Source organism: Klebsiella sp. RIT-PI-d, assembly GCF_001187865.1.
Classification (GTDB): domain Bacteria; phylum Pseudomonadota; class Gammaproteobacteria; order Enterobacterales; family Enterobacteriaceae; genus Superficieibacter.
Genome location: NZ_LGIT01000001.1, coordinates 45,594 through 70,539 on the forward strand (window position 1 = coordinate 45,594; position 24,946 = coordinate 70,539).

The following is a 24,946-nucleotide window of genomic DNA, read 5'->3' on the forward strand; positions in this document are numbered from 1 at the left end:
ATAGATCAGCCAAAAAACTAAGTTTGCATGGGGCAATTCTGTTTTCGTTAAATTGCCTGCTGCCTCTTAATTTCAGCCAGTAAGCCCTGAACTAACCCTGCAGCAAAACGCTGCCGCCCAACAAGTTCATCTTCGTCGTCCTCGCCGTAGAAGCGTGCGTAGGCGACAGCCCCCACCTTCTCATAGCCTTCGCCATGCTCGTCGTCCCCAAAGCGTCTTGAGAGCGCCGCGAGGCCGTCCAGAATAGCTTCTGGGTGCTGCCCGGAACAAATACGTTCAACGAATAGCGCTGCAACTTCCTTTATTGAGCCTGAATATCTGATCACGTGGATTAGGTCAGCAGCATCCTTCCTCTCCTGGCGTTGATCCAGAGCCAGCGCTTTCAAAATGACAAATGCTGGCACGTCCGCAAATCGCACGACATCTACTGATAAGCCATCACCGTCCAGGAGTTGGGCAGAAATTTCTTTCTGCTGATACCAATCGTAAACAATCCGGGCATGTTTGATAGTGAGTGCCGATACTTTTTCCCCATCGACGCTAATGGTCCGGCCAGGTTCCTCATCGCCAGCATCCCGGAGAAGTTCAACGACTACCTCAATGCGGTCATTGACCTTGCGGCGCCAGCGCCAGGATGCAGACTTTCCCTCTTCGACCCATCGGGTGAATTCCCGTGCTTTTAATTGCTGCGCAAGGCTAGTATATTCATTGCCAGAAGCCAGTACTTCCAGGTTTAACACAATGTCCACGTCAGAAGTTCCCGCATGCACAGGAACATCAGGCGGAGTCGCTGGCGTGAGATAACGAGGAACCAGGCCACCGACAAGTCTCAGGGTGTCCTTAAGATTCCCAAAGGCGCTTAGTAATGTGAGCAATGTCCTCTCACAGGCCAAAGTGACATCTTGATCGTATCCAGCCGCTGTACGAGGCTTCAGTCCTGTTGCCATAATGACTCCAAACGTTTTCTAAGATGGTCAGCTAATTCTTTGTTGCGGCCTCGCCCATCCAGTAAGTCCAGATAAAGAATGTAAGGGCTTGCGAAAAAGACAGAGTCCCCCAGATGCATATCCCGGTAAAGTAAGCTCGCAGGTTCGCGTTCAATGAGCGTAACGTTCGCCCCTTTACTGACGGGTTTCAGGTCTAGCAGGTTAGCCATCCTCTCTGTGTAGCCCTTGGGTACTATGATCTCTGCCCCTTCAGTACTGGTCAGCAATGGAGTGTAAACATTAGCCGCCGCAGCGCCTGTCAACGCCCACGGGTAATCCACATTCTGACGATCTATCCGTTCCGCAAGGTGAGTTAGCAGATGCTCGGGATTTTCGACAAAGGTGTACCACTTCGACTTCTTGTCTTTGCGCTTCTTCCATTGTTCAGACCAGGCGTCCAAAAGCTTACCAGGGCGAGTAAGCATTCTGCGCTTGTTCGGCCCTCCACCAGTAGACTCCACCCACTCACGCAACGTCAACTCCTTCAATACGAGAGAGCAGGTATACGAGGAAGTCTCAGCTTGTTCTGCTAACTCTGTACCAGTTAGCCACCCATGACTATTCTTCAAAAGCGCATGGATGACACTTTCACGAGCCTCAGTGAAAAGGTCAATGTCCTGTGTGTTCTTTTTAGAACGATGAGAAGGCTTTTCAATATTGATGAACCAGCCATCGTGCTTTAGATAAAGGCTGCCCCCCAGCTCGAATGAGGCGATATTCTGTTCCTTAAGCTCCTGCTTAGCGCCTGGACTCAATACGCCTGCCGCGAGCAGTCCAATAGCTTCATGACAATGATGAATTTCTTGTATGCTTCTCTGGAGCTGGTAAACAGCATTCCTTAAGTCTCTTGGGTAAACCTTCTTTTTGATCTCAACGAAAACGTATAGGGTTTTACCCGGAGTCTCAATCTTGATCATGCCATCAAGCTCTACCCCATGAAGCTCATATGAAGCATCACTCACTGAGGCTTCGGGGCCAAATGCCTCAGCAAGAGCCTCCACCAGCGCATCCAGCATCTGCCTTTCAAATTCAAACCCTGAACGATGTGAGTAATGCTTCATAACATTAGCCTCCAATGCATTATTAGCTGCACAGCAAAAAAGGGAGAATCGGCTAAACTTTAGTTCTTATACTATCACTAACCGATCAGCTGGCAATCTTTTATAGACTTAGCTTTATGTTAATCAACAAGGAAAAGCTTTTAATCAAAAACTGTTGCCAGAGTTGATATCACGATTATCCAAAAAGCGTGGCAACATAACCAGGTTGCTAGCCGTCGCTAAAGATTGTCAATTGATACTTGGCACTTTTTTCAGACAGTAAAAATGAAAAACCCCTGAATTATCAGGGGCCTGAATATTTATTTTTTTTCAACTGACTCACAAGTCAACTCTAGAACGGAATATCGTCGTCAAAGTCCATCGGCGGTTCGTTAGACTGTGCCGGGGCTGACTGCTGCTGCTGAGGACGAGCCTGCCCACCGCCGCTAAACTGGCTGCCACCGCCCTGAGACTGCTGCTGTGGCTGCTGAGGTTGACCCCAACCGCCCTGCTGGCCGCCGCCTGCCGGCGCGCCGCCGCCCTGAGGACGTCCGCCCAGCATTTGCATCACGCCGCCGATTTGCGGGACGTTGATCTCAGTGGTATAGCGTTCCTGACCACCCTGATCGGTCCATTTACGCGTCCGCAACTGACCTTCGATGTAGACCTGGGAACCTTTACGCAGATACTCGCCGGCTACTTCTGCCAGTTTGCCAAACATCACCACACGGTGCCATTCAGTCTGCTCTTTTGTCTCACCGGTCTGCTTATCACGCCAGGATTCGGAAGTAGCCAGCGTGAAGTTAGCAACTGCACCACCACTCGGCATGTAGCGTACTTCCGGGTCCTGCCCCAGATTACCGACGAGAATCACCTTATTTACGCCTCTGCTGGCCATAATTGTGTCTCCTGAAAACGATTCTTAATAAGTGTAAACGCGCGATTGTAACATTTCCAGTGCGCGCTTTGATACATGCGAGGTGTATTCCGTTAAACAACTTCTCTGCGACATTTTTGCACATCCGCGCGGAAGTTGCATTCCTATACTGTATATTCATTCAGGTTAATTTGTGTCATAATTAGCCGTTTCAGTTGCAAAAATGCCGTTTGTCCTTCAAACAAATTTGGCTATCGGGAAAGGTGAATGGATAAGATAGAAGTTCGGGGCGCACGTACCCACAATCTAAAGAACATCAACCTCGTTATCCCTCGTGACAAACTGATTGTCGTCACCGGGCTGTCGGGTTCTGGTAAATCTTCTCTGGCTTTTGACACGCTATACGCTGAAGGGCAACGTCGCTACGTCGAGTCCCTTTCTGCCTATGCGCGTCAGTTTCTGTCGCTGATGGAAAAACCGGATGTCGATCATATTGAGGGGTTATCACCTGCGATTTCGATAGAGCAGAAGTCAACGTCGCATAACCCGCGTTCTACCGTTGGTACCATTACTGAAATCCACGACTACCTGCGTCTGCTGTTTGCCCGCGTAGGCGAGCCGCGTTGTCCGGATCACGATGTGCCGCTGGCCGCACAAACGGTCAGCCAGATGGTTGATAACGTGCTGTCACAGCCAGAAAGCAGACGTCTGATGCTGTTGGCCCCGATCATTAAAGAACGTAAGGGCGAGCATACCAAAACGCTGGAAAACCTGGCCAGTCAGGGATATATCCGCGCAAGGATTGACGGCGAAGTCTGCGATCTCTCCGATCCGCCCTCGCTCGAACTGCAAAAGAAACATACCATTGAAGTGGTGATTGACCGCTTTAAAGTGCGTGACGATCTCTCGCAGCGTCTGGCTGAATCCTTTGAAACCGCGCTGGATCTTTCCGGCGGTACGGCAATCGTTGCCGATATGGACGATCCGAAAGCAGAAGAACTGCTGTTCTCTGCCAACTTTGCCTGCCCGATTTGCGGCTACAGTATGCGCGAGCTTGAACCGCGTCTGTTCTCGTTTAACAACCCGGCAGGGGCCTGTCCGACCTGTGATGGTCTGGGCGTACAACAGTATTTTGACCCTGACCGGGTACTGCAAAACCCCGAGCTGTCTCTGGCAGGGGGTGCAATTCGCGGCTGGGATCGCCGCAACTTCTATTATTTCCAGATGCTGCGCTCAATGGCAGAGCATTATAAGTTCGATGTCGATGCGCCCTGGGGCAGCCTGAGCGCCAGCGTACAGAAAGTCATCCTGTTCGGTTCCGGCAAAGAGTCTATTGAATTCAAATATATGAACGATCGCGGAGATACTTCCGTCCGTCGCCATCCGTTTGAAGGCGTGCTGCACAATATGGAGCGTCGCTACAAAGAAACGGAGTCCAGCGCGGTGCGCGAGGAACTGGCGAAATACATCAGTAATCGTCCCTGTGCAACCTGCGAAGGAACGCGCCTGCGCCGCGAAGCGCGCCATGTTTTCGTTGAAAACACGCCGCTGCCGACCATCTCAGATATGAGCATCGGCCACGCCATGGACTTCTTTAATAATCTGAAGCTGTCCGGCCAGCGCGCGCAAATTGCTGAAAAAGTGCTCAAAGAGATTGGGGATCGTCTGAAATTTCTGGTAAACGTCGGCCTGAATTACCTGACGCTTTCACGCTCTGCGGAAACCCTTTCCGGCGGCGAGGCGCAGCGTATTCGTCTGGCAAGCCAGATTGGCGCAGGTTTGGTCGGGGTAATGTATGTTCTGGATGAACCCTCTATCGGCCTGCATCAGCGCGACAACGAGCGTTTGCTGGGGACGCTGGTCCATCTGCGCGATCTCGGTAATACCGTGATTGTGGTTGAGCATGATGAAGATGCCATCCGTGCGGCGGACCATGTCATTGATATTGGTCCTGGTGCAGGTGTTCACGGCGGTCAGGTGGTTGCTGAAGGCTCGCTGAAAGACATTATGGCGGTGCCGGAATCATTAACCGGTCAGTTTATGAGCGGTCAGCGCAAGATTGAAGTACCAAAAGAGCGTGTAAAAGCCGATCCAGAGAAAGTGCTTCGCCTCACCGGTGCTCGTGGTAATAACCTGAAAGATGTCACCCTGACGCTGCCGGTAGGCCTGTTCACCTGTATCACCGGGGTTTCCGGCTCCGGTAAATCAACGCTTATCAACGATACGCTGTTTCCGATTGCACAACGTCAGCTAAACGGTGCAACCATTGTTGAACCCGCGCCGTACCGCGATGTGCAGGGGCTTGAGCATTTCGATAAAGTGATTGATATCGATCAGAGTCCTATTGGCCGTACGCCACGTTCTAACCCGGCGACCTACACAGGCGTTTTCACACCGGTGCGTGAACTGTTTGCTGGCGTGCCTGAATCGCGCTCGCGCGGCTACACGCCGGGACGCTTCAGCTTTAACGTGCGCGGCGGGCGCTGTGAGGCGTGTCAGGGCGATGGCGTGATCAAAGTCGAAATGCACTTTTTGCCGGACATCTATGTTCCGTGCGATCAGTGTAAAGGCAAGCGCTATAACCGCGAAACGCTGGAAGTGAAGTACAAAGGTAAAACTATCCATGAAGTGCTGGATATGACTATCGAAGAGGCGCGCGAGTTTTTCGATGCCGTACCGGCGCTGGCGCGTAAGCTGCAAACGCTAATGGACGTAGGCCTGACATACATTCGTCTTGGACAATCGGCGACCACGCTTTCCGGCGGTGAAGCCCAGCGCGTGAAGCTGGCGCGCGAGCTGTCAAAACGCGGTACCGGTCAGACGTTATATATTCTGGATGAACCGACCACCGGTCTGCACTTTGCCGATATTCAACAGTTGCTGGAAGTTCTGCATCAGTTGCGCAATCAGGGCAACACCATTGTGGTGATTGAGCATAACCTTGATGTGGTTAAAACCGCTGACTGGATTGTCGATCTTGGTCCGGAAGGCGGCAGCGGCGGCGGTGAGATCCTCGTCTCCGGCACGCCAGAAACGGTTGCCGAGTGCGAAGCCTCACACACTGCGCGCTTCCTTAAGCCAATGCTGTAAGCCTCATCTGCCGCTTCCCGTTCAGGAAGCGGCATCATTTCGCCTCATTATTTCTCATTTTTTCCGCATGAGCGTTTGTGATTTGCCGCTTTTCCCGGGCTGGTATGAGATTACCGTACTCATTTACCGCTGGAGACGATCATGTCTGGCACTCACTGGCATACCCGGTTCGCCGTTATCGGCTGCATTTTTCTGCTGTCAGCCTGCTCACTGACCGATAAATACAATGCTCAGGCTTATCAGCAATTGAAAGCGCTGCAAACGTCGTGGCAGCACTTCCTGGAGGATGCCGCTGTCGCACCGTTAGATGCTGAACGCATCGCGCAGGACGATAGCCAACTACGCCAGGGGTTTGATGATGCGTTGATCCAGGCAGCCCTGCTTAATGACTCGCTGCGGATTGAAAACCTGACGTTACTGGAAGACGCCTATATTCGTCTTCATGCGCGATTACTCCAGCAGAATCATTCTCTTTCACCGGTTCAAACACATTTATATGGGCAGCAGGCGCAAATGGCCTGGCAACTGGCTATTGAGGGCGAATGTCTGCGCCCGGGTGCTGCCTGCGATGGGGAGAAATAAACTATGCTTCTGGCCGATTCACTGAATACGCTTTTAACCCCGGATGCCCCTCAACCAGCTGGATTTGGCGCTGCAGCGGCGGAATTTATCACGCTGCTGGATACTGCGATGTATGATGAGGATGAAGGCATCCGCAAAGCCGGATCGTTAATCGTCCTGGCGCTACGTGAAAAAGAACGCGGCTGGCTCACCGACGACGATCTGCGGGTGTTGCTGGAGGGGCAGCGCGACATCGCCCGGCTGCGGGCGAATAATGCGGAAATCCCGCTCCGCAGTCGCATCCAGTCAGTGGTGATTCGCTTGATTGATATCACTCTGGCATCGCTGATTGCCGCCCTCTGAGTCAAAGCGGCAGCAGTTTACGTTTCTCTTCCGGCAGGGTACTGATGACCTGCTGATAAGAAGCATCCACCAGATAATAAATCTGTGAATCCGGCAGGGTGCCGTCAAGATAGACCGTGCTCCAGTGCGCTTTGTTCAGATGCTTACTGGGTCGAACATCTTTATGCTCGTTACGTAACAGTTCTGCCAGTTCCGGACTAGTTTTTAATGAAACGGCGGGTCGATCTTCCACTATTTTTACCATCGCGAACAGGACATCTGCGACTTTAATCTGCGTAGCTTCCCAGCCGGTGTGCAAACTCTGATCTGCGCCAGGCTTCGTCATGCAGTAGTGTAGTAATTCCGAATCAGTCATGCTTATTCTCCTTGCAGAGTCGCGATAATTTTACGCGAACCGCCGTGAATACGATGCTCCCCTAACCAGATCCCCTGCCAGGTGCCAAGCTGTACGCGCCCATTTTGCACCGGCAACAGTAAGGATACCCCCAGCGTTGACGACTTAATATGCGAAGGCATGTCGTCTGCACCTTCATAATCATGTTCATAAGGTGCGTTATCAGGAATGGTCCGCAAAAAATGCTGCTCCATGTCGCGTCGTACGCTCGGATCGCAATTTTCATTCAGGGTCAGAGAGGCGGAAGTGTGCTGAAGCAGCAGATGCAATAAACCGACGTTAACGCGTGCCAGATCGCGAAGTTGCCCCAGTATTTCATCCGTTACCAGGTGAAATCCACGCGGCTGCGCGTTTAACGTCAGGGTCTGCTGATACCACATAGGCTGCTCCAGTAAGAAAGATGAATCTCTCTAAGTGTGCAGCAAGACGCCAAAAGGTAAACCCTGTAACGTCTTTTTGTTTAAAAAAACAGCGAATCAGATCCGTAAATTAGTATTCGGAGTTCGCAATAACTTCTTCGCCCAGCGCACCTGCCTGCGGCAAAGGTTTGTAAGTTGAGTTGGACGCGCGCAGTATGCGGATCGCTCGTGCACCCGTCTCCTGCGCGGCAGTCATGTCATTGTCCGAGTCACCGTAGAACACTTTGATTTGCTTATCTTTTAACCATTGTGTTTTGGTGTTCTGGCCCGCTTTGTCGCCGGCAAAAATAACCGGATTCATATTCTCCGCCGGAATAGCAAAATCGGTCTGTAGCGTTTTGGACACCGTTTCAGTCTGGGTCTGGCTGCGTCCGGTAATAAAATAAATACGGTCGCCGCGTTTAACATGCATGGCGATCAGCGCCCGCGCGACTTCTTTGGGAATACTGAACTCATCCCAGCCGTTATTCATCTTTTCCCAGAAGGCCGGGTTGTGCAGATACGCTTCACTGCCTGGCGAATACATTTCTTTGCCACGCCAGAAGCCGGGACTTGAGAACAGCACGGTATCATCAATATCGAACCCAACCGCTTCAGGTGGACGATCTTTCAGGCTATTTTCAATCTGTGCCACGGAGACCCAATGGATGGCGGCTTGTTCAGCCAGTCTGGCGACATTGGTACCTGCATCCTGCGGAGAAGGCGTCGAGGCGCGAGCCACAACAGTGCTGTTCAGTGCTAATGCCAGGCTGACGGCACCGAGCGCCATAATGATCTTACGCATTCATTTCCCTAACGTATCAGTGTGTTATACGACGAATGTGCGCCTATTAAGCACGCTTTTTCAGACCTTAACCGCACAGGGCGATGATTGAAAGGTTTTTATCCGCTTTTGTGACAGACAGCATATCGTCTCAGGATGTGCGCATATCCGCCTGCGGCGGGTAGTTCCACACACCCTGAGTAATAGTAAGTAAGTGCTTACATTACCGCTGCGAACGCTCGCGCAACGCGCTGGACGTTACGCGTATTCAGCCCGGCAACGCACATCCGGCCGCTGGCGATAAGATATATGCCGAACTCATCACGCAGACGATCAACCTGAGTTTCGCTGAGACCGGTATAGCTGAACATACCGCGCTGTTGCAAGAGATAGTCGAAATTGCGTTCCGGCGCGGCCTCTTTTAGCGCGGTAACCAGCGTCTGGCGCATCGTCAGGATACGCAGACGCATCTCTTCAACCTCTGCCAGCCAGCTGGCTTTAAGCGCCGCATCGCCCAGTACCGTCGACACGATCTGTGCGCCAAAATTAGGCGGGCTGGAGTAATTGCGACGCACGGTCGCCTTTAATTGCCCCAGTACCCGGGATGCCGCATCGGCATCGTCACAAATAACCGACAGCCCGCCAACTCGCTCACCGTACAGTGAAAAAATCTTGGAGAACGAATTACTGACCAGCGCAGGCAGCCCGGCGCTGGCAATCGCGCGGATAGCGTATGCATCTTCTTCCATTCCCGCCCCGAAGCCCTGATAGGCAATATCAAGGAAAGGGATCAGCTGGCGTGTTTTCAGTACCTCGACCACCGCATCCCACTGATCGTTGGTAAGATCGGAGCCGGTCGGGTTATGACAGCAAGGGTGGAGCAGGACAATACTCTGCGCAGGAAGCGTATTAAGCAGCGTCATAAACGCATCGACGCGAACGCCTTTGGTATTATCGTCAAACCAGGGGTACGTTTTTACCTCGAAACCTGCGCCCTCGAAAATGGCCACGTGATTATCCCAGGTCGGATCGCTAACCCAGACGCCGGAATCGGGGAAGTAGCGCTTAAGAAAATCGGCGCCGACTTTCAGTGCGCCAGATCCGCCGAGCGTCTGGATAGTGGCAACGCGATTTTGCGCCAGGACCGGATGTTCAGCGCCAAACAGAAGCGGTGCAATCGTGTGCCGGTAAGCATTCAGACCTTCCATCGGCAAATAAAGAGAGGCGCCGTGCGGCCTGGCGTTAAGCTGTGCTTCGGCCTCTGCCACGGCATTAAGCTGCGGAATAATGCCGTCTTCGTTGTAATAGAGGCCAATGCTGAGGTTGATTTTGTCGCTGCGAGGATCGTCTTTGAAGCGCTCCATCAGGGAGAGAATCGGGTCGCCAGCGTAGGCGTCAACTTTCTGAAACACGTGGTGGTTCTCCAGGTTTACGGTCTGAGTGATCTACACAATAAACCAGCCTGGTAAGAGTTAACAGCGTTTAATGAAGCGTCGACAGATGGGCCTGGATTTGAGCAATACGGGCGGAAAGCGAGCCGTGAACACGGATAAACGGCAGGTTTCTGCGCGTCAATTCATGTTCATACCATGCCTGCTGCAAACGGCGAAAATCCTCACCCTGGCGCGTACCGTCCTGTACAAACTCAAAATCCACTGCGCACAGCACAATCAGTGAGTACTCCCGCTCAGCAAGCTGGTGAAGTTCTTGCGGCGCATGGCCGAACTGATGAAAGGTATAAAACAATGTCGTTAGTGGTGAGGTATCACAAACCAGATAGCGTTCGCTGCTCGCAGCCTGTTCACGCAGGGCCTGAGTACGGGCAATATGCAGAAGATCGTCATACCCTAACTCGCCCTGCTTTTCTTCCCAGTACTCGCGACCAAATTCGGCAACATAGCGGGTATTCAGCGCTTCCGCCAGCGCCTGTGAAAGCGTGCTTTTACCGGTAGATTCCCCGCCCAGCAGGCAAATGCGGAATACAAAATCACGATAAACGTCATCGGCCAGTAATGCACGATGGCGATGCACATCGGTGCGGATCAGCGTTCCGGAAGGGGCGTCAGCGGCCGTCCCGCGCTGTAGCCTGACGTGCGTGACAGGCTGACCAAAACGCGCACTCAGCACGGCGGCAAAACCGTCACCATAGTCTTCCCCGGTAAATACCGCTTCAGGGCGCTGTTGAAAAATCTGCTCGCAGACGGTGGCAACATAGTGACGATGGGTATCCGCCGGGGCGTCATTATGCGGAATGTCGGGCAATTGCCACTGCTTTACCCGCTCAGGCGTGAGGACTACGGAGTGACACTGCGGAAAGCGCTGCTGCATCCAGCGCAGCCGTTTCTGTGGCTCGCAGCCCGGCAGTTCAGGCACGGAATAACTTAGCAGCAGGAGCGTTTCACACTGTGTCAGCGCTGTGTTGATCAGCGTTTCATGTCCGCAGTGCAAAGGGGCAAACTTGCCGACGATAAGGCCAGTTGAAAAACGTTTCATTGCGCGCGCAGCTCTTTGCGCCATTTCCACAGTCCGTGCCAGGCATTAAACCAGAAAATGAGATACAGTCCTGCTGTCAGGCTCAGGCCCCGGTATGCATACAGCGGCACGGCAAGGGTATTAACCGCCAGCCAGACATACCAGTTTTCCAGGCGTCGCCCCATCAACATAAATTGGGCCAGCACGCTGAACGTCAGGACTAGTGAATCCAGCCACGGTGACCAGGCGTTAGTAAAGGTATGCAGTAGCAGGCCATAACCTGTGGCCACCAGCACCGCACCACCCAATAGCAGGAAAAGATGTCCCGCCCGGGTTTTACGAATAGGGAGGACGGCGCCACCATTGCCCTTCAGCCAGTGCCACCAGCCGGAAATGCTGGCAATCACAAAAAAAACCTGGAGCGTGACGTCGGCGTAAAGCTGTACTGACCAGAATACCCAGCCGTATAAAACGCTGCCAATAATCCCTGTCCACCAGGTGTGCATACTATTACGTGCTGCCAGCCACACTGAAATGGCGTAGCTGAGACAGGCGGCAATTTCTGACGCAGACATACTGGCCTCCCTGGAAAACCAGGATTAATCGATATAATGCATTGCCACCCGCGAGGTCAGGCGCGTAATAAGTTCGTAAGCACTTACTTTCGTAATTTCAGCAATGCGTTCAACAGGTAAACCATCGCCCCACATAATCACCGGATCGCCAGCGCGTTCGGTAGCGTCGGGACCTAAATCCACGCAGATCATATCCATGGCAACACGCCCGACAATCGGCACTTCGCGACCGTTAATCAGCACCGGCGTGCCCGATGGTGCAACACGCGGGTAACCGTCGCCATACCCCATTGCGACCACCCCGAGACGGGTATTGCGATTACTGATCCAGGTGCCGCCATAACCAACCGGCTCCCCGGCTTTGTGCTCACGCACGGCAATCAGGCTGGACGTCAGCGACATCACCGGCTGGAAACCAAAATCCGGCCCCCAGGGTTTTTGCTCCAGCGGCGAGACGCCATAAAGAATAATTCCGGGTCGTACCCAGTCAAAATGCGCCTGCGGCCATAGCAAAATGCCGCCCGACGCCGCGATAGACCGCTGGCCCGGTTTACCGTCACAAAAGGTATTAAAGATATCAAGCTGCCTTTCCGTCGCGCCACATTCTGGCTCATCGGCCCGTGCGAAATGGCTGACCACATTGACCGGCTGGCGTACGTTTTTACATTGCGTCAGTCGCTGGTAAAACGCGTCGGCTTCTTCCGGGCGCACGCCCAGGCGGTGCATTCCGGTATCAAGCTTCATCCATACGGTGACCGGTTCACTCAGTTCGGCCTGCTCCAGCGCCTCAAGCTGTTCTGGATTATGGACAGCCGTATGCAGATGCTGCGCGGCAATCGTCGGTAAATCGGCAGCATTGAAAAAGCCTTCAAGCAGCAGGACAGGCTGAGTAATTCCTCCTGCCCGCAGTCGCAGGGCCTCTTCAAGACGCGCAACGCCGAAAGCGTCAGCGTCGGGAAGCGTTCGCGCGGTCTCCAGAAGACCGTGTCCGTAGGCGTTCGCTTTCACCACCGCAACCAGCTTGCTGGCCGGAGCCAGTTCGCGCAAACGTTGCAAGTTGTGTCGCAGAGCGCGGCGGTTAATCACAACAGTTGCCGCTTGCATATATATTCCTTGATAAATGTGTGCTTTTACGCGCTAAATTATTCGTCGTCGTACTGCGGTCCGGCGTAATTATCAAAACGCGACCACTGGCCGTTAAAGGTCAGGCGCACCGTCCCGATGGGGCCGTTACGCTGCTTGCCGAGAATGATTTCGGCAATGCCCTTTAAGTCGCTGTTCTCGTGATAAACCTCGTCACGATAGATAAACATGATTAAGTCGGCATCCTGCTCAATGGAGCCGGACTCACGCAGATCGGAGTTAACCGGACGTTTATCGGCGCGCTGTTCAAGCGAACGGTTCAGCTGTGACAGCGCCACCACCGGCACCTGTAGCTCTTTTGCCAGGGCTTTCAGCGAGCGGGAGATTTCAGCGATCTCCAGCGTACGGTTATCGGAGAGCGACGGAACGCGCATCAGCTGGAGATAGTCGATCATGATCAAACTTAGCCCGCCGTGCTCGCGGAAAATACGCCGCGCGCGGGAGCGGACTTCGGTCGGAGTCAGGCCGGAAGAGTCATCAATATACATATTGCGCTTTTCAAGCAGGATACCCATAGTGCCGGAAATGCGCGCCCAGTCTTCGTCATCGAGCTGGCCGGTACGAATACGCGTCTGATCCACCCGCGAGAGCGAGGCCAGCATACGCATCATGATCTGTTCACCGGGCATCTCCAGACTGAAGATTAATACCGGTTTATCCTGCAACATCGCCGCATTTTCGCAAAGGTTCATCGCGAAAGTGGTCTTACCCATTGAGGGACGGGCGGCGACAATAATCAAATCTGAACGCTGTAAACCTGCGGTTTTCTTATTTAAATCCTGATAACCGGTATCCACGCCGGTCACGCCATCGTGCGGCTGCTGAAATAGCGTTTCGATGCGCGCAATGGTGGCGTCGAGGATCTGATCGATACTCTTCGGCCCTTCCTCTTTATTAGCGCGATTTTCGGCAATCTGAAAGACACGGGATTCAGCGAGATCGAGCAACTCATCGCTACTGCGACCCTGCGGATCGTAGCCTGCATCGGCGATTTCATTGGCCACCGAAATCATGTCGCGAACCACGGCACGTTCGCGCACGATATCCGCATAGGCGCTGATGTTAGCCGCACTTGGCGTATTTTTAGACAATTCCGCCAGGTAGGCAAAACCGCCTACGCTGTCCAGTTGCCCCTGCTGCTCAAGCGACTCAGCAAGGGTAATCAGGTCGATGGGTTTTCCCATCTCCTGCAAACGGTGCATTTCGGTAAAGATGTGCCGGTGCGGCCGGGTATAGAAGTCGTCCGCTACCACACGTTCGGCCACATCGTCCCAGCGTTCGTTATCCAGCATCAAACCACCCAACACCGACTGTTCCGCTTCAATCGAGTGCGGTGGCATTTTAAGCCCGGCGACCTGCGGGTCGCGAGGTTCAGTCTGTTTGTTGAAGGGTTTATTTCCTGCCATAGTGAATGGAGTTACCGAGATAATGAATGGGTCGAAAGATTATCACATTGTTCAGGAGGAAGCATGGCAACACGCATTGAATTTAGTCAGCACGGCGGACCGGAAGTGTTGCAGGCGGTAGAGTTTACGCCAGTCGATCCGGCAGAAAATGAGATTCAGGTTGAGAATAAGGCGATCGGGATTAATTACATTGATACCTATGTTCGCAGCGGACTGTATCCACCGCCGACGCTGCCCAGCGGCTTAGGCACTGAGGCGGCAGGCGTGGTGAGTAAAGTGGGCCGTGGCGTGACTGATATCAAGCCCGGCGATCGTGTGGTCTATGCCCAGTCCGCACTCGGCGCTTACAGCTCAGTGCATAACGTTCCTGCGGATAAAGCGGCGATCCTGCCGGATGCCATCTCCTTCGAGCAGGCTGCCGCCTCCTTTCTTAAGGGGCTGACCGTTTTTTATCTGCTGCGCAAAACATATGAAATCAAACCGGAAGAAATTTTTCTGTTTCACGCCGCTGCCGGCGGTGTAGGGCTTATTGCCTGCCAGTGGGCAAAAGCGCTGGGTGCAAAACTTATTGGCACCGTTGGCTCCGCTGAAAAAGCGCAGCGTGCGAAACAGGCCGGTGCCTGGCAGATCATTAACTATCGTGAAGAGAACCTCGTTGAGCGCGTAAAAGAACTCACTGACGGTAAGAAGGTCCGGGTGGTATACGATTCTGTCGGTAAAGATACCTGGGAATCTTCGCTGGACTGCCTCCAGCGTCATGGCCTGATGGTCAGCTTTGGTAATTCATCTGGTCCTGTCACCGGCGTGAATCTCGGCATTCTTAATCAGAAAGGCTCGCTTTTTGCGACCCGCCCTTCACTTCAGGGCTATATCACCAACCGCGAAGAACTGACGGAAGCCAGTAATGAACTGTTTTCGCTGATCGCCAGCGGGGTGATTAACGTGGATGTTGCAGAAGGACAGAAATTTGCGTTAACGGATGCGCAGAAAGCGCATGAAACGCTGGAAAGCCGGGCGACGCAGGGTTCAAGCCTGCTGATCCCCTGAAAAGTTTAGGGCTTCCACAACGGAAGCCCTTACTTTTTTTGTTCGGCCGTATGTAGGGTACAGCTCGATGAATTCGTTAGTCGGATAATAATGACAGATTTAGCAGGCAAATCCTACGCGATTCTGGGCAAAAGTGCTGGGGTTGTGATCCCCTGCACATTCCTTAGTAACGAGAACGTTTATTGCACTGATATTTCGGTAATTTTGGCGTTTTTATCAGTCGAACTACCCACACTATCGCTACGGCCAGTAGCAGCCACGGAAGCAGTTTAATCACCAGCGCGAATAGCCCTCCGACAAACATCAGCATCGTCGCGACAAATAGCGCGGCGATGATGCCCAGTAGCGAAACGCCGGTCATTAACAGCACCACGAAAAAGCCGATAATAAACAGTATTTCCAGCATCATTATCCCTCCAAAAATTGAGCCTCTGGTTGAATATATACAAAAATCATGCCAGATTTAACACATTGATTTTATAGCAAAACGCCCCGCGAAAAGGTGCGAGGCGTGGTGAAATTGACGATATTTTAGTGAAGGTTAACGCTTGTCGGCGACCAGTCTTAACGCCTGTTCTAACACCTCAATGTCAGCTCCCGCTTTATGCGCATTTTCACTCAGATAACGACGCCACTGGCGGGCACCGGGAATGCCCTGAAACAGTCCCAGCATATGACGTGTGATATGCCCAAGCCAGGTTCCCTGACTAAGCTCGCGTTCAATATAGGGGTACATGGCGCGGACGGTAGCAACCGGATCGGTATCCGCTCCCACAGCGTTAAAAATTTCCCGGTCTACTGACGTGAGGATGCCCGGATTCTGGTACGCCTCGCGCCCGATCATAACGCCGTCCATATGCTGAAGATGCGCTTTAGCCTCTTCCAGCGACTTAATGCCGCCGTTAATGGCCATCGTCAGGTGCGGGAAATCGCGCTTAAGCTGATAAACGCGCGGGTAATCCAGCGGTGGGATCTCACGGTTTTCTTTTGGACTGAGGCCGGAAAGCCAGGCTTTACGGGCGTGAATGATAAACATCTCACATTCACCCCTGCCGGAGACAGTATCAATAAACTGGCACAGGAATTCATAGCTATCCTGATCGTCAATGCCAATACGTGTTTTCACCGTAACCGGTATAGACACCACGTCGCGCATCGCTTTGACACAATCCGCTACCAGCGCCGCATTGCCCATCAGGCAGGCACCAAACATGCCATTTTGTACCCGATCCGAAGGACAACCAACGTTAAGATTGATTTCATCATAGCCGCGCGCTTCTGCAAGCTTTGCACACTGTGCCAGCGCCGCCGGATCGCTGCCGCCCAGCTGGAGCGCCAGCGGATGTTCCTCTTCGCTGTAGGCCAGGTAATCGCCTTTGCCGTGAATAATGGCGCCGGTAGTGACCATTTCGGTATACAGCAACGTCTGCCGGGACAGCAGTCGCAGAAAATAGCGGCAGTGCCTGTCCGTCCAGTCGAGCATCGGTGCAATAGAGAAGCGATGTGCAGGAAATTCACAGGCTTGATTCGGATTAGGATTCAGGTGCATTTTGAGATCACTGGCAGAGTTTTGATAAGCCTGAACAGCGAAGCGTCGTGTTACAGGTCGAGCCGTCTACTATATCACAGAGACGGTGTTTCGCGCTGGCCGCTTTCGAAGGCCAGCTGAAATGATTAAATGGCTTTAAGCTGGTCGATGATGAAAGGATTCATTTTTAGCAGCAGTAGCAGTTTTCTGGGCGCACCAGTAGGCTGTCGGCGTTGAGTTTCCCAACTTTTCACCAGATCGTAACTTACCCCGACGGCCATCGCAAAATCTTGTTGTTTTAATCCAGTGGTTTCGCGTATGGCTTTAACGTCGATAGCGGTAAATGTATGAACATAATCAGGCTCAGGGGTCTGTTCACCCTTTTCAATTCTGACCATCTGTTCTGCACTCGCCAGCAGATCGGCAAATAACTTATCTTCCATCAGTATCTCCTCACTCTCATTGCGCCGCATCGGACTAGTTGCTTGATAAAAAGTTATAGGTCATCAGCATTAAACCAACATGTCAGATAAGTGTTTTAGCGCCTTCTTTTGATCCTCGGTCAAGTCATCTTGCTCATTTTTAGAATAAATTAACGCCAGATAAATTCGTCCCCTATGTGTAATTGCATAATAAATAACGCGTACACCGCCGCGTTTTCCCATTCCTGGTCGACTCCAGCGGATTTTACGAAATCCACCAGTTCCGATAATAATGTCTCCCGTTTCGGGATCTTCAATCAGAAGCTCCTGGAATTCACGAAACTCTTCATCTGGTAAAAGCGTTTTTCTTCGCTTACTGAATCCATGAAGCTCAATAAAGGTAAACATCTTAGTCCCTGATGTTAGTTTTATGCACAGATGCTTTGTGTGTACCGTGTACATAAAATAGCACATAAAATGTACCTGGTACATGCACTTCCTGTGTTTAATGCTTATCTGGTACTACCTTTTCTATATTGAACATGCACACGGTAGAACATGGTAAACTATCTCTCTGTTTTTCCCCTTTGAGGATGCTATGGACAAGATCACTTCGCAGGAGCTGTTAGCGCAGGCTGAAAAGCTCTGCGTGCAACGCAATGTGCGCCTGACCCCACAGCGCCTTGAGGTCCTGCGCTTAATGAGCCTGCAACAGGGTGCTATTAGCGCGTATGATTTGCTCGATCTGCTACGCGATAAAGAGCCTCAGGCTAAGCCGCCGACAGTTTATCGCGCGCTTGAGTTCTTACTTGAGCAGGGTTTTGTACACAAAGTGGAATCCACTAACAGCTACGTGTTGTGTCACCTCTTTGAGCATACGCATACTTCGGCCATGTTTATCTGCGACCGCTGTGGCGTGGTTAAAGAAGAAGGGGCAGAAGGCGTGGAAGATATTATGCATGCTCTGGCAGCCAGAATGGGTTTTGCCCTGCGGCATAACGTGATAGAAGCACACGGTCTGTGCGCCGGGTGTGCTGAAGTCGAGGCATGTCGCCATCCGGGCGAGTGCCATCACGATCATTCTATTCAGAGCAAGAAAAAGCCGCGCTAGCTACGGCGCGGCCTTTCAGGGGGGTAGGTCTTCTCAGGGGTTAGCTGAGTTTACTCTTACCAGCGATACTCGTTGCGGGTTTCCCAGTCTTTTACTTCAGTTTCCGCCTGGTCTTTCTCATAACCATAACGTTCCTGGATTTTACCCACGAGCTGATCGCGTTTACCTTCGATGACAGTCATATCATCGTCAGTCAGTTTACCCCATTTTTCTTTCGCTTTACCTTTGAACTGTTTCCAGTTACCGCCGACTTCGTCTTTATTCATAATTATGTCCTCTTTTTGGGGTACAAAACATGTGAACTTTGTCGCTCAGAAAGCGTATCTTTCTGCTGAACGTATGAATAAGTATAGGAGACGATCCTGCACCCTGCGGCAAATTAAGAATATTTAACCCTGCGAGGTGAGAAGAGGTTGAGGATTTCTGCAAAGGAAAGAGATATGTCTGCGGCACCCGGGGCACCGCAGAATTCGATTCGTGCTTACAGCCATTCGCCGTTGCGGATTACGCCTACAGCCAGACCCTCAATGGAGAAGCTTTGCTTGCGCAAGTCAACCACAATGGGTGAAAAATCGCTATTTTCAGGCAGCAACTCAACGACGTTACCCTGTTTTTTCAAACGTTTAACGGTAACTTCTTCATCAATGCGTGCCACGACAACCTGGCCATTATGCACGTCCTGCGTTTTATGCACGGCCAGTAAATCGCCGTCCATGATGCCAATATCTTTCATCGACATACCGCTAACGCGCAGCAGAAAATCAGCGCTCGGTTTAAACAGCAGGGGATCGACCTGATAATGACTTTCAATATGCTGCTGTGCCAGCAGCGGCTCACCGGCGGCAACGCGGCCAATGAGAGGTAAACCTTCTTCTTCCTGCAGCAACAGGCGAATACCGCGTGATGCGCCGGTGACGATTTCAATCACCCCTTTGCGCGCCAGTGCTTTAAGGTGTTCTTCAGCCGCATTTGGGGAACGGAACCCCAAACGTTGCGCAATTTCCGCACGCGTTGGTGGCATGCCTGTCTGGCTGATGTGGTCCCGAATGAGATCGAACACCTCTTGCTGCCTGGCCGTTAACGCTTTCATTCCGCCCCCTGGGTGTATATACAGTTGTGCTGTGAGTATATACAGTTAACGGCGATTTTGAAACCATTATCGGGGCGAAAAAGCAGAGACTTTTCTACTTTTGCGACCTTTAACGATAATGCGACCACAATAATGTCGCCCAGGTAATGAGTGCGACAACGATTGACAGCAGTACCGCCGCCGATCCCATGTCCTTAGCCCGGCCTGAAAGCTCATGCCGTTCCGTACCAATCCGGTCGACAACCGCCTCGATTGCGCTGTTTAAAATCTCGACAATCATGACCAGCAGCACCGAACCGATTAACAGCACGCGAGTAATGGCATCTACATCAAGCCAACATGCGAGGATAATGGCTGCAAGAGCAGCAACACCTTCCTGGCGAAAAGCAGCTTCGTTGATCCATGCTGCACGAAATCCTTTCCAGGAATAACCCGCTGCATTGATGATCCGGGTCAAACCGGTGGTATTATTGGCCATTAAAAGAACCTTTTTACATTATTAGCGTCAATGATATAGCGCGCATCCTGCGTAAGCTCAGAAAATCGGTTCACTTTCTGATATCCTTGCAGCGCATTTGCATGATTAACCAGAGGCTTCACATCGTTTATGTCTGGCTGGCCACGAATTTACTACAAATTACTGAATTTACCATTAAGCGTATTGGTAAAGAGCAAATCTATTCCGGCGCAACCCGCGCAGGAACTGGGCCTGGACTCGTCCCGCCCTATTATGTACGTATTGCCGTACAACTCAAAAGCGGACCTGCTGACCCTACGCGAGCAGTGTCTGGCGCACGATCTGCCCGACCCTCTGGAGCCTCTGGAGATCGACGGCACCCTGCTGCCGCGTTATGTATTTATTCATGGCGGCCCACGTGTGTTCCGGTACTACACGCCGAAAGAAGAGTCTATCAAACTCTTCCACGACTATTTGGATCTGCATCGCAGTAATCCACTTCTCGACGTACAAATGGTCCCTGTTTCCATCATGTTCGGTCGGTCGCCGGGGCGTGAAAAAGGTGAAGTTAATCCGCCGCTAAAAATGCTTAACGGCGTGCAAAAGTTCTTCGCTGTTTCCTGGCTTGGCCGCGACAGTTTCGTCCGTTTTTCGCCGTCCGTTTCGCTGCGCCGCATGGCCGACGAACACGGCACGGATAAAATCATTGCGCAAAAGCTGGCGCGTGTTGCGCGTATGCATTTCGCGCGTCAGCGTCTGGCTGCCGTCGGACCGCGTCTGCCTGCCCGTCAGGATCTGTTTAATAAGCTACTGGCCTCCAAAGCCATTGCCCGTGCGGTAGAAGATGAAGCGCGCAGCAAAAAAATCTCCCATGAAAAGGCGCAGCAAAACGCCATTGCACTGATGGAAGAAATTGCCGCTAACTTTTCCTATGAGATGATCCGCCTGACCGACCGTATTCTGGGCTTTACCTGGAACCGTTTGTATCAGGGGATTAACGTGCATAACGCCGAACGCGTGCGGCAACTGGCGCATGACGGCCACGAGATCGTGTATGTACCCTGCCACCGCAGCCATATGGACTACATGCTGCTGTCGTATGTGCTCTATCATCAGGGCCTGGTGCCGCCGCACATCGCTGCGGGCATCAACCTGAACTTTTGGCCTGCCGGACCGATTTTCCGCCGTCTCGGTGCCTTCTTTATTCGCCGCACCTTCAAAGGCAACAAGCTCTATTCAACGGTATTCCGCGAGTATCTCGGCGAGCTGTTCAGCCGTGGCTATTCAGTAGAGTATTTCGTTGAAGGTGGGCGCTCACGTACCGGCCGTTTGCTGGATCCTAAAACCGGTACGCTGTCGATGACCATTCAGGCCATGCTGCGCGGCGGTACGCGTCCAATTACCCTCGTGCCGATTTACATCGGCTATGAGCATGTGATGGAAGTCGGTACCTACGCCAAAGAGCTGCGCGGCGCGACGAAAGAGAAAGAAAATCTGCTGCAAATGATGCGGGGCTTAAGCAAGCTGCGCAATTTGGGTCAGGGCTATGTCAACTTTGGCGAACCCATGCCGCTGATGACCTATCTTAATCATCACGTTCCTGAGTGGCGTGAGTCCATCGATCCGATTGAAGCCGTCCGTCCGGCCTGGCTGACACCTACGGTAAATCGCATGGCCGCCGAGCTTATGGTGCGTATTAACAATGCAGGCGCAGCTAACGCCATGAACCTGTGTTGCACCGCGCTGCTGGCATCCCGTCAGCGCTCTCTGACCCGCGAGCAGCTGACTCAGCAGCTGGATTGTTATCTTGGACTGTTGCGCAATGTTCCCTACGCGCCGGATGCCACTGCGCCTGCCGCGACGGCAAATGCGCTGATCGAACATGCGTTGCAGATGAACAAGTTTCAGGTCGATAAAGACACCATCGGCGATATCATCGTTCTGCCACGCGAGCAGGCGGTGCTGATGACCTATTATCGCAATAACATCACGCATATGCTGATGTTACCGTCGTTAATTGCCGCTATCGTCACCCAGCATCGGCAGATTTCGCGGGAGGCGCTGCTTGAGCATGTGGAGTTGCTTTATCCGATGCTGAAAGCCGAACTGTTCCTGCGCTGGGAAACCGGTGAGATAGCCTGCGTGATTGATGCGCTGACAGAAGAGCTGGCGCGCCAGGGCTTGATTAGCCTGAACGAGAACGGATTGTGTGTTGATCCGTCGCGTTCGCGGACGTTACAACTGCTGGCCGCAGGCGCGCGCGAAACGCTCCAGCGCTATGCCATCACCTTCTGGCTGCTGAGCGCGAATCCATCCATAAACCGCGGTACGCTTGAGAAAGAGAGCCGCACCGTGGCGCAGCGCCTGTCGGTTTTGCACGGGATTAACGCGCCGGAGTTCTTCGACAAAGCGGTGTTCAGTTCTCTGGTTCTCACGTTACGCGATGAAGGATATATCAGCGACACCGGCGATGCCGAACCGGCAGAAACCATGAAGGTTTATCAAATGCTGGCTGAGTTAATTACGTCTGACGTCCGCTTAACCATTGAGAGCGCAGCGCAGGGCGAGTAAATAAAAATGCCGGATGAGGATCTTCATCCGGCATTAAGCCACATCATCGTTATGCCCGGCAGCGCTACGCTTGCACAGCCTGTGAATTATCCCCGGGTCAGGCGAACAGAGTAAGCACTATCAGAATGGCCAGTAACTTATCGCCAGTCCGACAAACAGCGCCAGTCCGACATAATTATTGTTCATAAACGCTTTAAAACAGGCGTCGCGCTGACGATGGAAAATTAGCGTCTGCTGATAGATAAACAGTATCCCCACTACCGCCACAGCCGCATAAAATGCGCTGCCCAGCCCGTTCAGCCAGCCGATAGCGGCCATTAATCCCAGCACCGCCACCTGCAAAATACCGATAATCACACGATCGTATTGCCCGAAAAGGATCGCCGTCGACTTCACGCCGATCTTCAGGTCGTCATCACGATCGACCATCGCATATTGTGTGTCATACGCTACGGCCCATAAAATGTTGCAGAAAAACAGTAGCCAGCAGCTGAGCGGGAGCGTTTCGCTTACGGCAGCAAACGCCATCGGGATCGACCAGCCAAACGCGGCACCCAGCACCACCTGAGGCAAGTGGGTGTAGCGCTTCATAAAAGGATAGATCCACGCCAGCAGCAGCGCAGCGACAGAAAGCAGGATCGTCATCCGGTTTAGCGTGAGTACCAGCAAAAAGGAGCACAACACGAGGATCGCAAACAGCGTACGCGCTTCTTTGCCGCTCACCGCCCCGCTGGGCAAAGGTCGATTGGCGGTCCGCTTTACATGGCCGTCTATTTTACGATCGGCATAATCATTAATCACACACCCTGCCGCGCGCATTAGCCAGACGCCCGCGACAAATACGGCGAGGATCCACAGCGGCGGCAGGCCCGGCGTCGCCACCCACAGCGCCCATAGCGTTGGCCACAGCAGCAGCAGCGCGCCGATAGGTTTGTCGGTACGCATCAGGCGGTGATACGCCAACAGCTTATTCTGCGTCAGACTCCACTCCATTTTTCTCTTCCTTCTGATAAATCGGTGATGCCGGTAAAAAAAGTTCGGTCAGTAGCAACGGTTTTCCATTAAGGCGCAGCCGCGAACGCCGCCCCCACAAATCGTCAATAGTGCCTGGTTCAATAAAATCCCGGGTTAACGTTGATGAGGTAAATAGATAGCGCCCCAGCGGCGTTTTGCCCAGCGTTTGTAATGCCAGCTCAGGACCGTTTAGTGTCGATTCCGGCACAACAGTACGGCCCGCCAGCCACGGCTCATCATCGGCACAGAGAATAATCTCCCGCAGCCAGTAGCGCGATTCATCTGGTAAAAATGCACGTTCTTCGCCGATCTCGTGCCGATCCACAAACGCCTCACGCATCAGCATAATGCTGATCTTTTTTCCCTGCTGCTCAAATCGTTTGGTCATTGAATCCTCCAGCAATAACCACTCACGCAGCGCGGGATTGAGTGCGGGGACAGGATCAAGATAGCGCAGCGCACGCAGTTGCGTTAGCGCAGGATGTGACATGCTGTTTCTCCGGTACAAAGTCTGACAGCATTGTAACGCAGAAAAGTGTGATGAGGAGCGGGTTAGATGCAAAAGCGCAACAGATACGTAACACAGCGCAGAGTGATAAAAAAAGTGCGCCCCGAAGGACGCACCGAAAGGCTAAGCCTAAACATCAGCATTGCGGGATAACACTCATCCCTTGCCTTTTACACTGCTGATAAAGGTGGAACGCGCTGAAGTTGACCCCAGACGCTCTGCTTCGTTAAGTAATTTCAATGCCTTATCGACATCGCCTTTATCTACAGCCTGTTTAATAGCCTGATTAAAGTAAGCTTCGGTGTCATTAAGAACCGGCTCACGTTTTGCAGCAGGTGCCGGGGCGGTAACCGGTGCGGCGGCAGGTGCGCTATATGCAGGCGCGGCGGTATTGCCGACAGTGACCGACGCCTGATCGGATGAACCAAACAACGGCCCTACCAGGACGCTTGAGCTGCTGTTAGTTTTGACTTTCAGTTTCACCACACCCTCAGTGGTATGGCGGGCAACAGGATCGGGAATATTTGGTATCGCATTACCAATGCCTTTGGCATAGGCTTTCGCCGGGTCCAGCAGCGTGGTCGTTTGCTGAAGATCTTTCTCGGTGGTAAAGACCAGCACGTAGATTTTCTGCTGCCCCAGGGCAGGTGTCAGGCGCATCACACCTTCAAGACGGTCGGCGCTCATCACACCCGGTTCCTGATAGGTAAAATAGCTGCTGGGGAAAAAGGCAGACGGCGTCAGGTTCTGATCGAGGATCAGCACATTTGGCGCGTAAACGCTGGTTTGTTTATTCACTTCGCTGGTCAGCGTCAGGGTCAGCTCGCCAATATTGGCGGGCACGCTGTAAGCGATGACCGGGCCGGTAATACCCGGAACCTCAAGGCGTTGTCCAACGGACGCAGTGGAAGAGGTTTGCTGTTTCGACGGATCAACCGGCGTCCAGGTGAGTTGCTGCAGAGCTGCAGCCGGGATCGCCGGGGCAGCGGCGGTATTTTGTGGGACATAATTGACCTCGGCCAGGCTGACTGCCGGCGCCGCAGCCAGTAATCCTGCCGTCAGGCAGAGCGCAACGAGACTTTTATTCATTTTCATTGTTATCACCTCAA

The 24,946-nt window shown here is 52.6% G+C and carries 27 protein-coding genes; 6 read left to right on the plus strand and 21 right to left on the minus strand.

The features are described from left to right. Positions 1-47 precede the first annotated feature (47 nt). The 3 genes from AC791_RS20675 to ssb1 form a co-directional block, all read right to left on the minus strand. Complete coding sequence (locus tag AC791_RS20675) at positions 48-947, minus strand: hypothetical protein (RefSeq protein ID WP_049838476.1); 900 nt, start codon at positions 945-947, stop codon at positions 48-50. Beyond that, positions 932-2,047 carry a type IV toxin-antitoxin system AbiEi family antitoxin gene (locus tag AC791_RS00190; protein WP_049838477.1) on the minus strand — a complete coding sequence of 372 codons (1,116 nt, stop codon included), beginning with the start codon at positions 2,045-2,047 and terminating at the stop codon, positions 932-934. Before AC791_RS00190 ends, AC791_RS20675 begins: the two co-directional genes overlap by 16 nt. A gap of 331 nt (positions 2,048-2,378) precedes the next feature. After that, positions 2,379-2,924: a single-stranded DNA-binding protein SSB1 gene (ssb1, locus tag AC791_RS00195; protein ID WP_049838478.1), complete on the minus strand. Its 546-nt coding sequence runs from the start codon at positions 2,922-2,924 to the stop codon at positions 2,379-2,381. A gap of 246 nt (positions 2,925-3,170) precedes the next feature. Here ssb1 and uvrA point away from each other — a divergent pair, with 246 nt between their 5' ends. From uvrA to AC791_RS00210, 3 genes are all read left to right on the plus strand, one after another. Next, on the plus strand, positions 3,171-5,993 hold the full coding sequence (uvrA, locus tag AC791_RS00200) for an excinuclease ABC subunit UvrA (RefSeq protein WP_049838479.1): 2,823 nt from the start codon (positions 3,171-3,173) through the stop codon (positions 5,991-5,993). 141 nt (positions 5,994-6,134) lie between these two features. Then, positions 6,135-6,575, plus strand: coding sequence for a hypothetical protein (locus AC791_RS00205; protein ID WP_049838480.1), 441 nt, complete (start codon positions 6,135-6,137; stop codon positions 6,573-6,575). Positions 6,576-6,578: 3 nt separating this feature from the next. After that, a complete protein-coding gene (locus AC791_RS00210) occupies positions 6,579-6,917 on the plus strand; it encodes a hypothetical protein (RefSeq protein WP_049838481.1) in 339 nt (112 codons plus the stop codon). Between the two features lies 1 nt (position 6,918). On the opposite strand, the gene AC791_RS00215 is transcribed toward AC791_RS00210, so the two are convergent. From AC791_RS00215 to dnaB, 8 genes are all read right to left on the minus strand, one after another. Beyond that, entirely contained in the window at positions 6,919-7,272 is a 354-nt protein-coding gene (locus AC791_RS00215; protein WP_049838482.1) for an MmcQ/YjbR family DNA-binding protein, read from the minus strand. Between the two features lie 2 nt (positions 7,273-7,274). Next, the gene (locus AC791_RS00220) at positions 7,275-7,691 is read right to left on the minus strand and encodes a secondary thiamine-phosphate synthase enzyme YjbQ (protein WP_049838483.1); all 417 of its coding nucleotides are present in this window, start codon (positions 7,689-7,691) and stop codon (positions 7,275-7,277) included. Between the two features lie 109 nt (positions 7,692-7,800). Further along, positions 7,801-8,514: an acid phosphatase AphA gene (gene aphA / locus AC791_RS00225; RefSeq protein ID WP_049838484.1), complete on the minus strand. Its 714-nt coding sequence runs from the start codon at positions 8,512-8,514 to the stop codon at positions 7,801-7,803. A 197-nt stretch (positions 8,515-8,711) separates the two neighbouring features. Further along, a complete protein-coding gene (gene tyrB / locus AC791_RS00230) occupies positions 8,712-9,905 on the minus strand; it encodes an aromatic amino acid transaminase (protein ID WP_049838485.1) in 1,194 nt (397 codons plus the stop codon). A gap of 70 nt (positions 9,906-9,975) precedes the next feature. Then, positions 9,976-10,986, minus strand: a complete 1,011-nt coding sequence (locus AC791_RS00235) for an AAA family ATPase (protein ID WP_049838486.1) — start codon at positions 10,984-10,986, stop codon at positions 9,976-9,978. Continuing rightward, positions 10,983-11,540 carry a nicotinamide riboside transporter PnuC gene (gene pnuC / locus AC791_RS00240; RefSeq protein WP_049838487.1) on the minus strand — a complete coding sequence of 186 codons (558 nt, stop codon included), beginning with the start codon at positions 11,538-11,540 and terminating at the stop codon, positions 10,983-10,985. The genes AC791_RS00235 and pnuC overlap by 4 nt, the downstream gene beginning before the upstream one ends. Positions 11,541-11,564: 24 nt before the next feature. Next, positions 11,565-12,644, minus strand: a complete 1,080-nt coding sequence (alr, locus tag AC791_RS00245; RefSeq protein ID WP_049838488.1) for an alanine racemase — start codon at positions 12,642-12,644, stop codon at positions 11,565-11,567. 38 nt (positions 12,645-12,682) lie between these two features. Continuing rightward, the gene (gene dnaB / locus AC791_RS00250; RefSeq protein ID WP_049838489.1) at positions 12,683-14,089 is read right to left on the minus strand and encodes a replicative DNA helicase; all 1,407 of its coding nucleotides are present in this window, start codon (positions 14,087-14,089) and stop codon (positions 12,683-12,685) included. Positions 14,090-14,152: 63 nt separating this feature from the next. Here dnaB and AC791_RS00255 point away from each other — a divergent pair, with 63 nt between their 5' ends. Then, positions 14,153-15,136 carry a quinone oxidoreductase gene (locus AC791_RS00255; RefSeq protein WP_049838490.1) on the plus strand — a complete coding sequence of 328 codons (984 nt, stop codon included), beginning with the start codon at positions 14,153-14,155 and terminating at the stop codon, positions 15,134-15,136. Positions 15,137-15,299: 163 nt separating this feature from the next. On the opposite strand, the gene pspG is transcribed toward AC791_RS00255, so the two are convergent. The 4 genes from pspG to AC791_RS00275 form a co-directional block, all read right to left on the minus strand. Beyond that, the gene (pspG, locus tag AC791_RS00260) at positions 15,300-15,542 is read right to left on the minus strand and encodes an envelope stress response protein PspG (protein ID WP_049838491.1); all 243 of its coding nucleotides are present in this window, start codon (positions 15,540-15,542) and stop codon (positions 15,300-15,302) included. 135 nt (positions 15,543-15,677) lie between these two features. Beyond that, positions 15,678-16,685 (minus strand): tRNA dihydrouridine(20/20a) synthase DusA, encoded by a 1,008-nt coding sequence (gene dusA / locus AC791_RS00265; protein ID WP_049838492.1) that lies wholly within the window; start codon positions 16,683-16,685, stop codon positions 15,678-15,680. A 125-nt stretch (positions 16,686-16,810) separates the two neighbouring features. Beyond that, complete coding sequence (gene nadS / locus AC791_RS00270) at positions 16,811-17,107, minus strand: NadS family protein (RefSeq protein ID WP_049838493.1); 297 nt, start codon at positions 17,105-17,107, stop codon at positions 16,811-16,813. 69 nt (positions 17,108-17,176) lie between these two features. After that, positions 17,177-17,494 carry a type II toxin-antitoxin system RelE/ParE family toxin gene (locus AC791_RS00275; RefSeq protein ID WP_049838494.1) on the minus strand — a complete coding sequence of 106 codons (318 nt, stop codon included), beginning with the start codon at positions 17,492-17,494 and terminating at the stop codon, positions 17,177-17,179. Positions 17,495-17,684: 190 nt separating this feature from the next. Between AC791_RS00275 and zur the strand changes: the two genes are divergently transcribed. Beyond that, positions 17,685-18,197, plus strand: a complete 513-nt coding sequence (gene zur / locus AC791_RS00280) for a zinc uptake transcriptional repressor Zur (protein ID WP_049838495.1) — start codon at positions 17,685-17,687, stop codon at positions 18,195-18,197. A gap of 56 nt (positions 18,198-18,253) precedes the next feature. Here the strand turns inward: zur and AC791_RS00285 are convergent, their stop codons facing one another. The 3 genes from AC791_RS00285 to AC791_RS00295 form a co-directional block, all read right to left on the minus strand. Then, complete coding sequence (locus tag AC791_RS00285) at positions 18,254-18,463, minus strand: CsbD family protein (RefSeq protein ID WP_049838496.1); 210 nt, start codon at positions 18,461-18,463, stop codon at positions 18,254-18,256. 215 nt (positions 18,464-18,678) lie between these two features. Beyond that, positions 18,679-19,287: a transcriptional repressor LexA gene (gene lexA / locus AC791_RS00290; protein WP_049838497.1), complete on the minus strand. Its 609-nt coding sequence runs from the start codon at positions 19,285-19,287 to the stop codon at positions 18,679-18,681. A gap of 109 nt (positions 19,288-19,396) precedes the next feature. Next, a complete protein-coding gene (locus AC791_RS00295; protein ID WP_049838498.1) occupies positions 19,397-19,765 on the minus strand; it encodes a diacylglycerol kinase in 369 nt (122 codons plus the stop codon). A 129-nt stretch (positions 19,766-19,894) separates the two neighbouring features. Between AC791_RS00295 and plsB the strand changes: the two genes are divergently transcribed. Next, a complete protein-coding gene (gene plsB, locus AC791_RS00300) occupies positions 19,895-22,315 on the plus strand; it encodes a glycerol-3-phosphate 1-O-acyltransferase PlsB (protein WP_049838499.1) in 2,421 nt (806 codons plus the stop codon). A gap of 120 nt (positions 22,316-22,435) precedes the next feature. On the opposite strand, the gene ubiA is transcribed toward plsB, so the two are convergent. From ubiA to malM, 3 genes are all read right to left on the minus strand, one after another. Continuing rightward, a complete protein-coding gene (gene ubiA / locus AC791_RS00305; protein WP_049838500.1) occupies positions 22,436-23,308 on the minus strand; it encodes a 4-hydroxybenzoate octaprenyltransferase in 873 nt (290 codons plus the stop codon). After that, a complete protein-coding gene (gene ubiC, locus AC791_RS00310) occupies positions 23,283-23,819 on the minus strand; it encodes a chorismate lyase (RefSeq protein ID WP_049838501.1) in 537 nt (178 codons plus the stop codon). Before ubiC ends, ubiA begins: the two co-directional genes overlap by 26 nt. Positions 23,820-23,993: 174 nt before the next feature. Next, a complete protein-coding gene (malM, locus tag AC791_RS00315; protein ID WP_049838502.1) occupies positions 23,994-24,932 on the minus strand; it encodes a maltose operon protein MalM in 939 nt (312 codons plus the stop codon). Between the last annotated feature and the right edge of the window lie 14 nt (positions 24,933-24,946).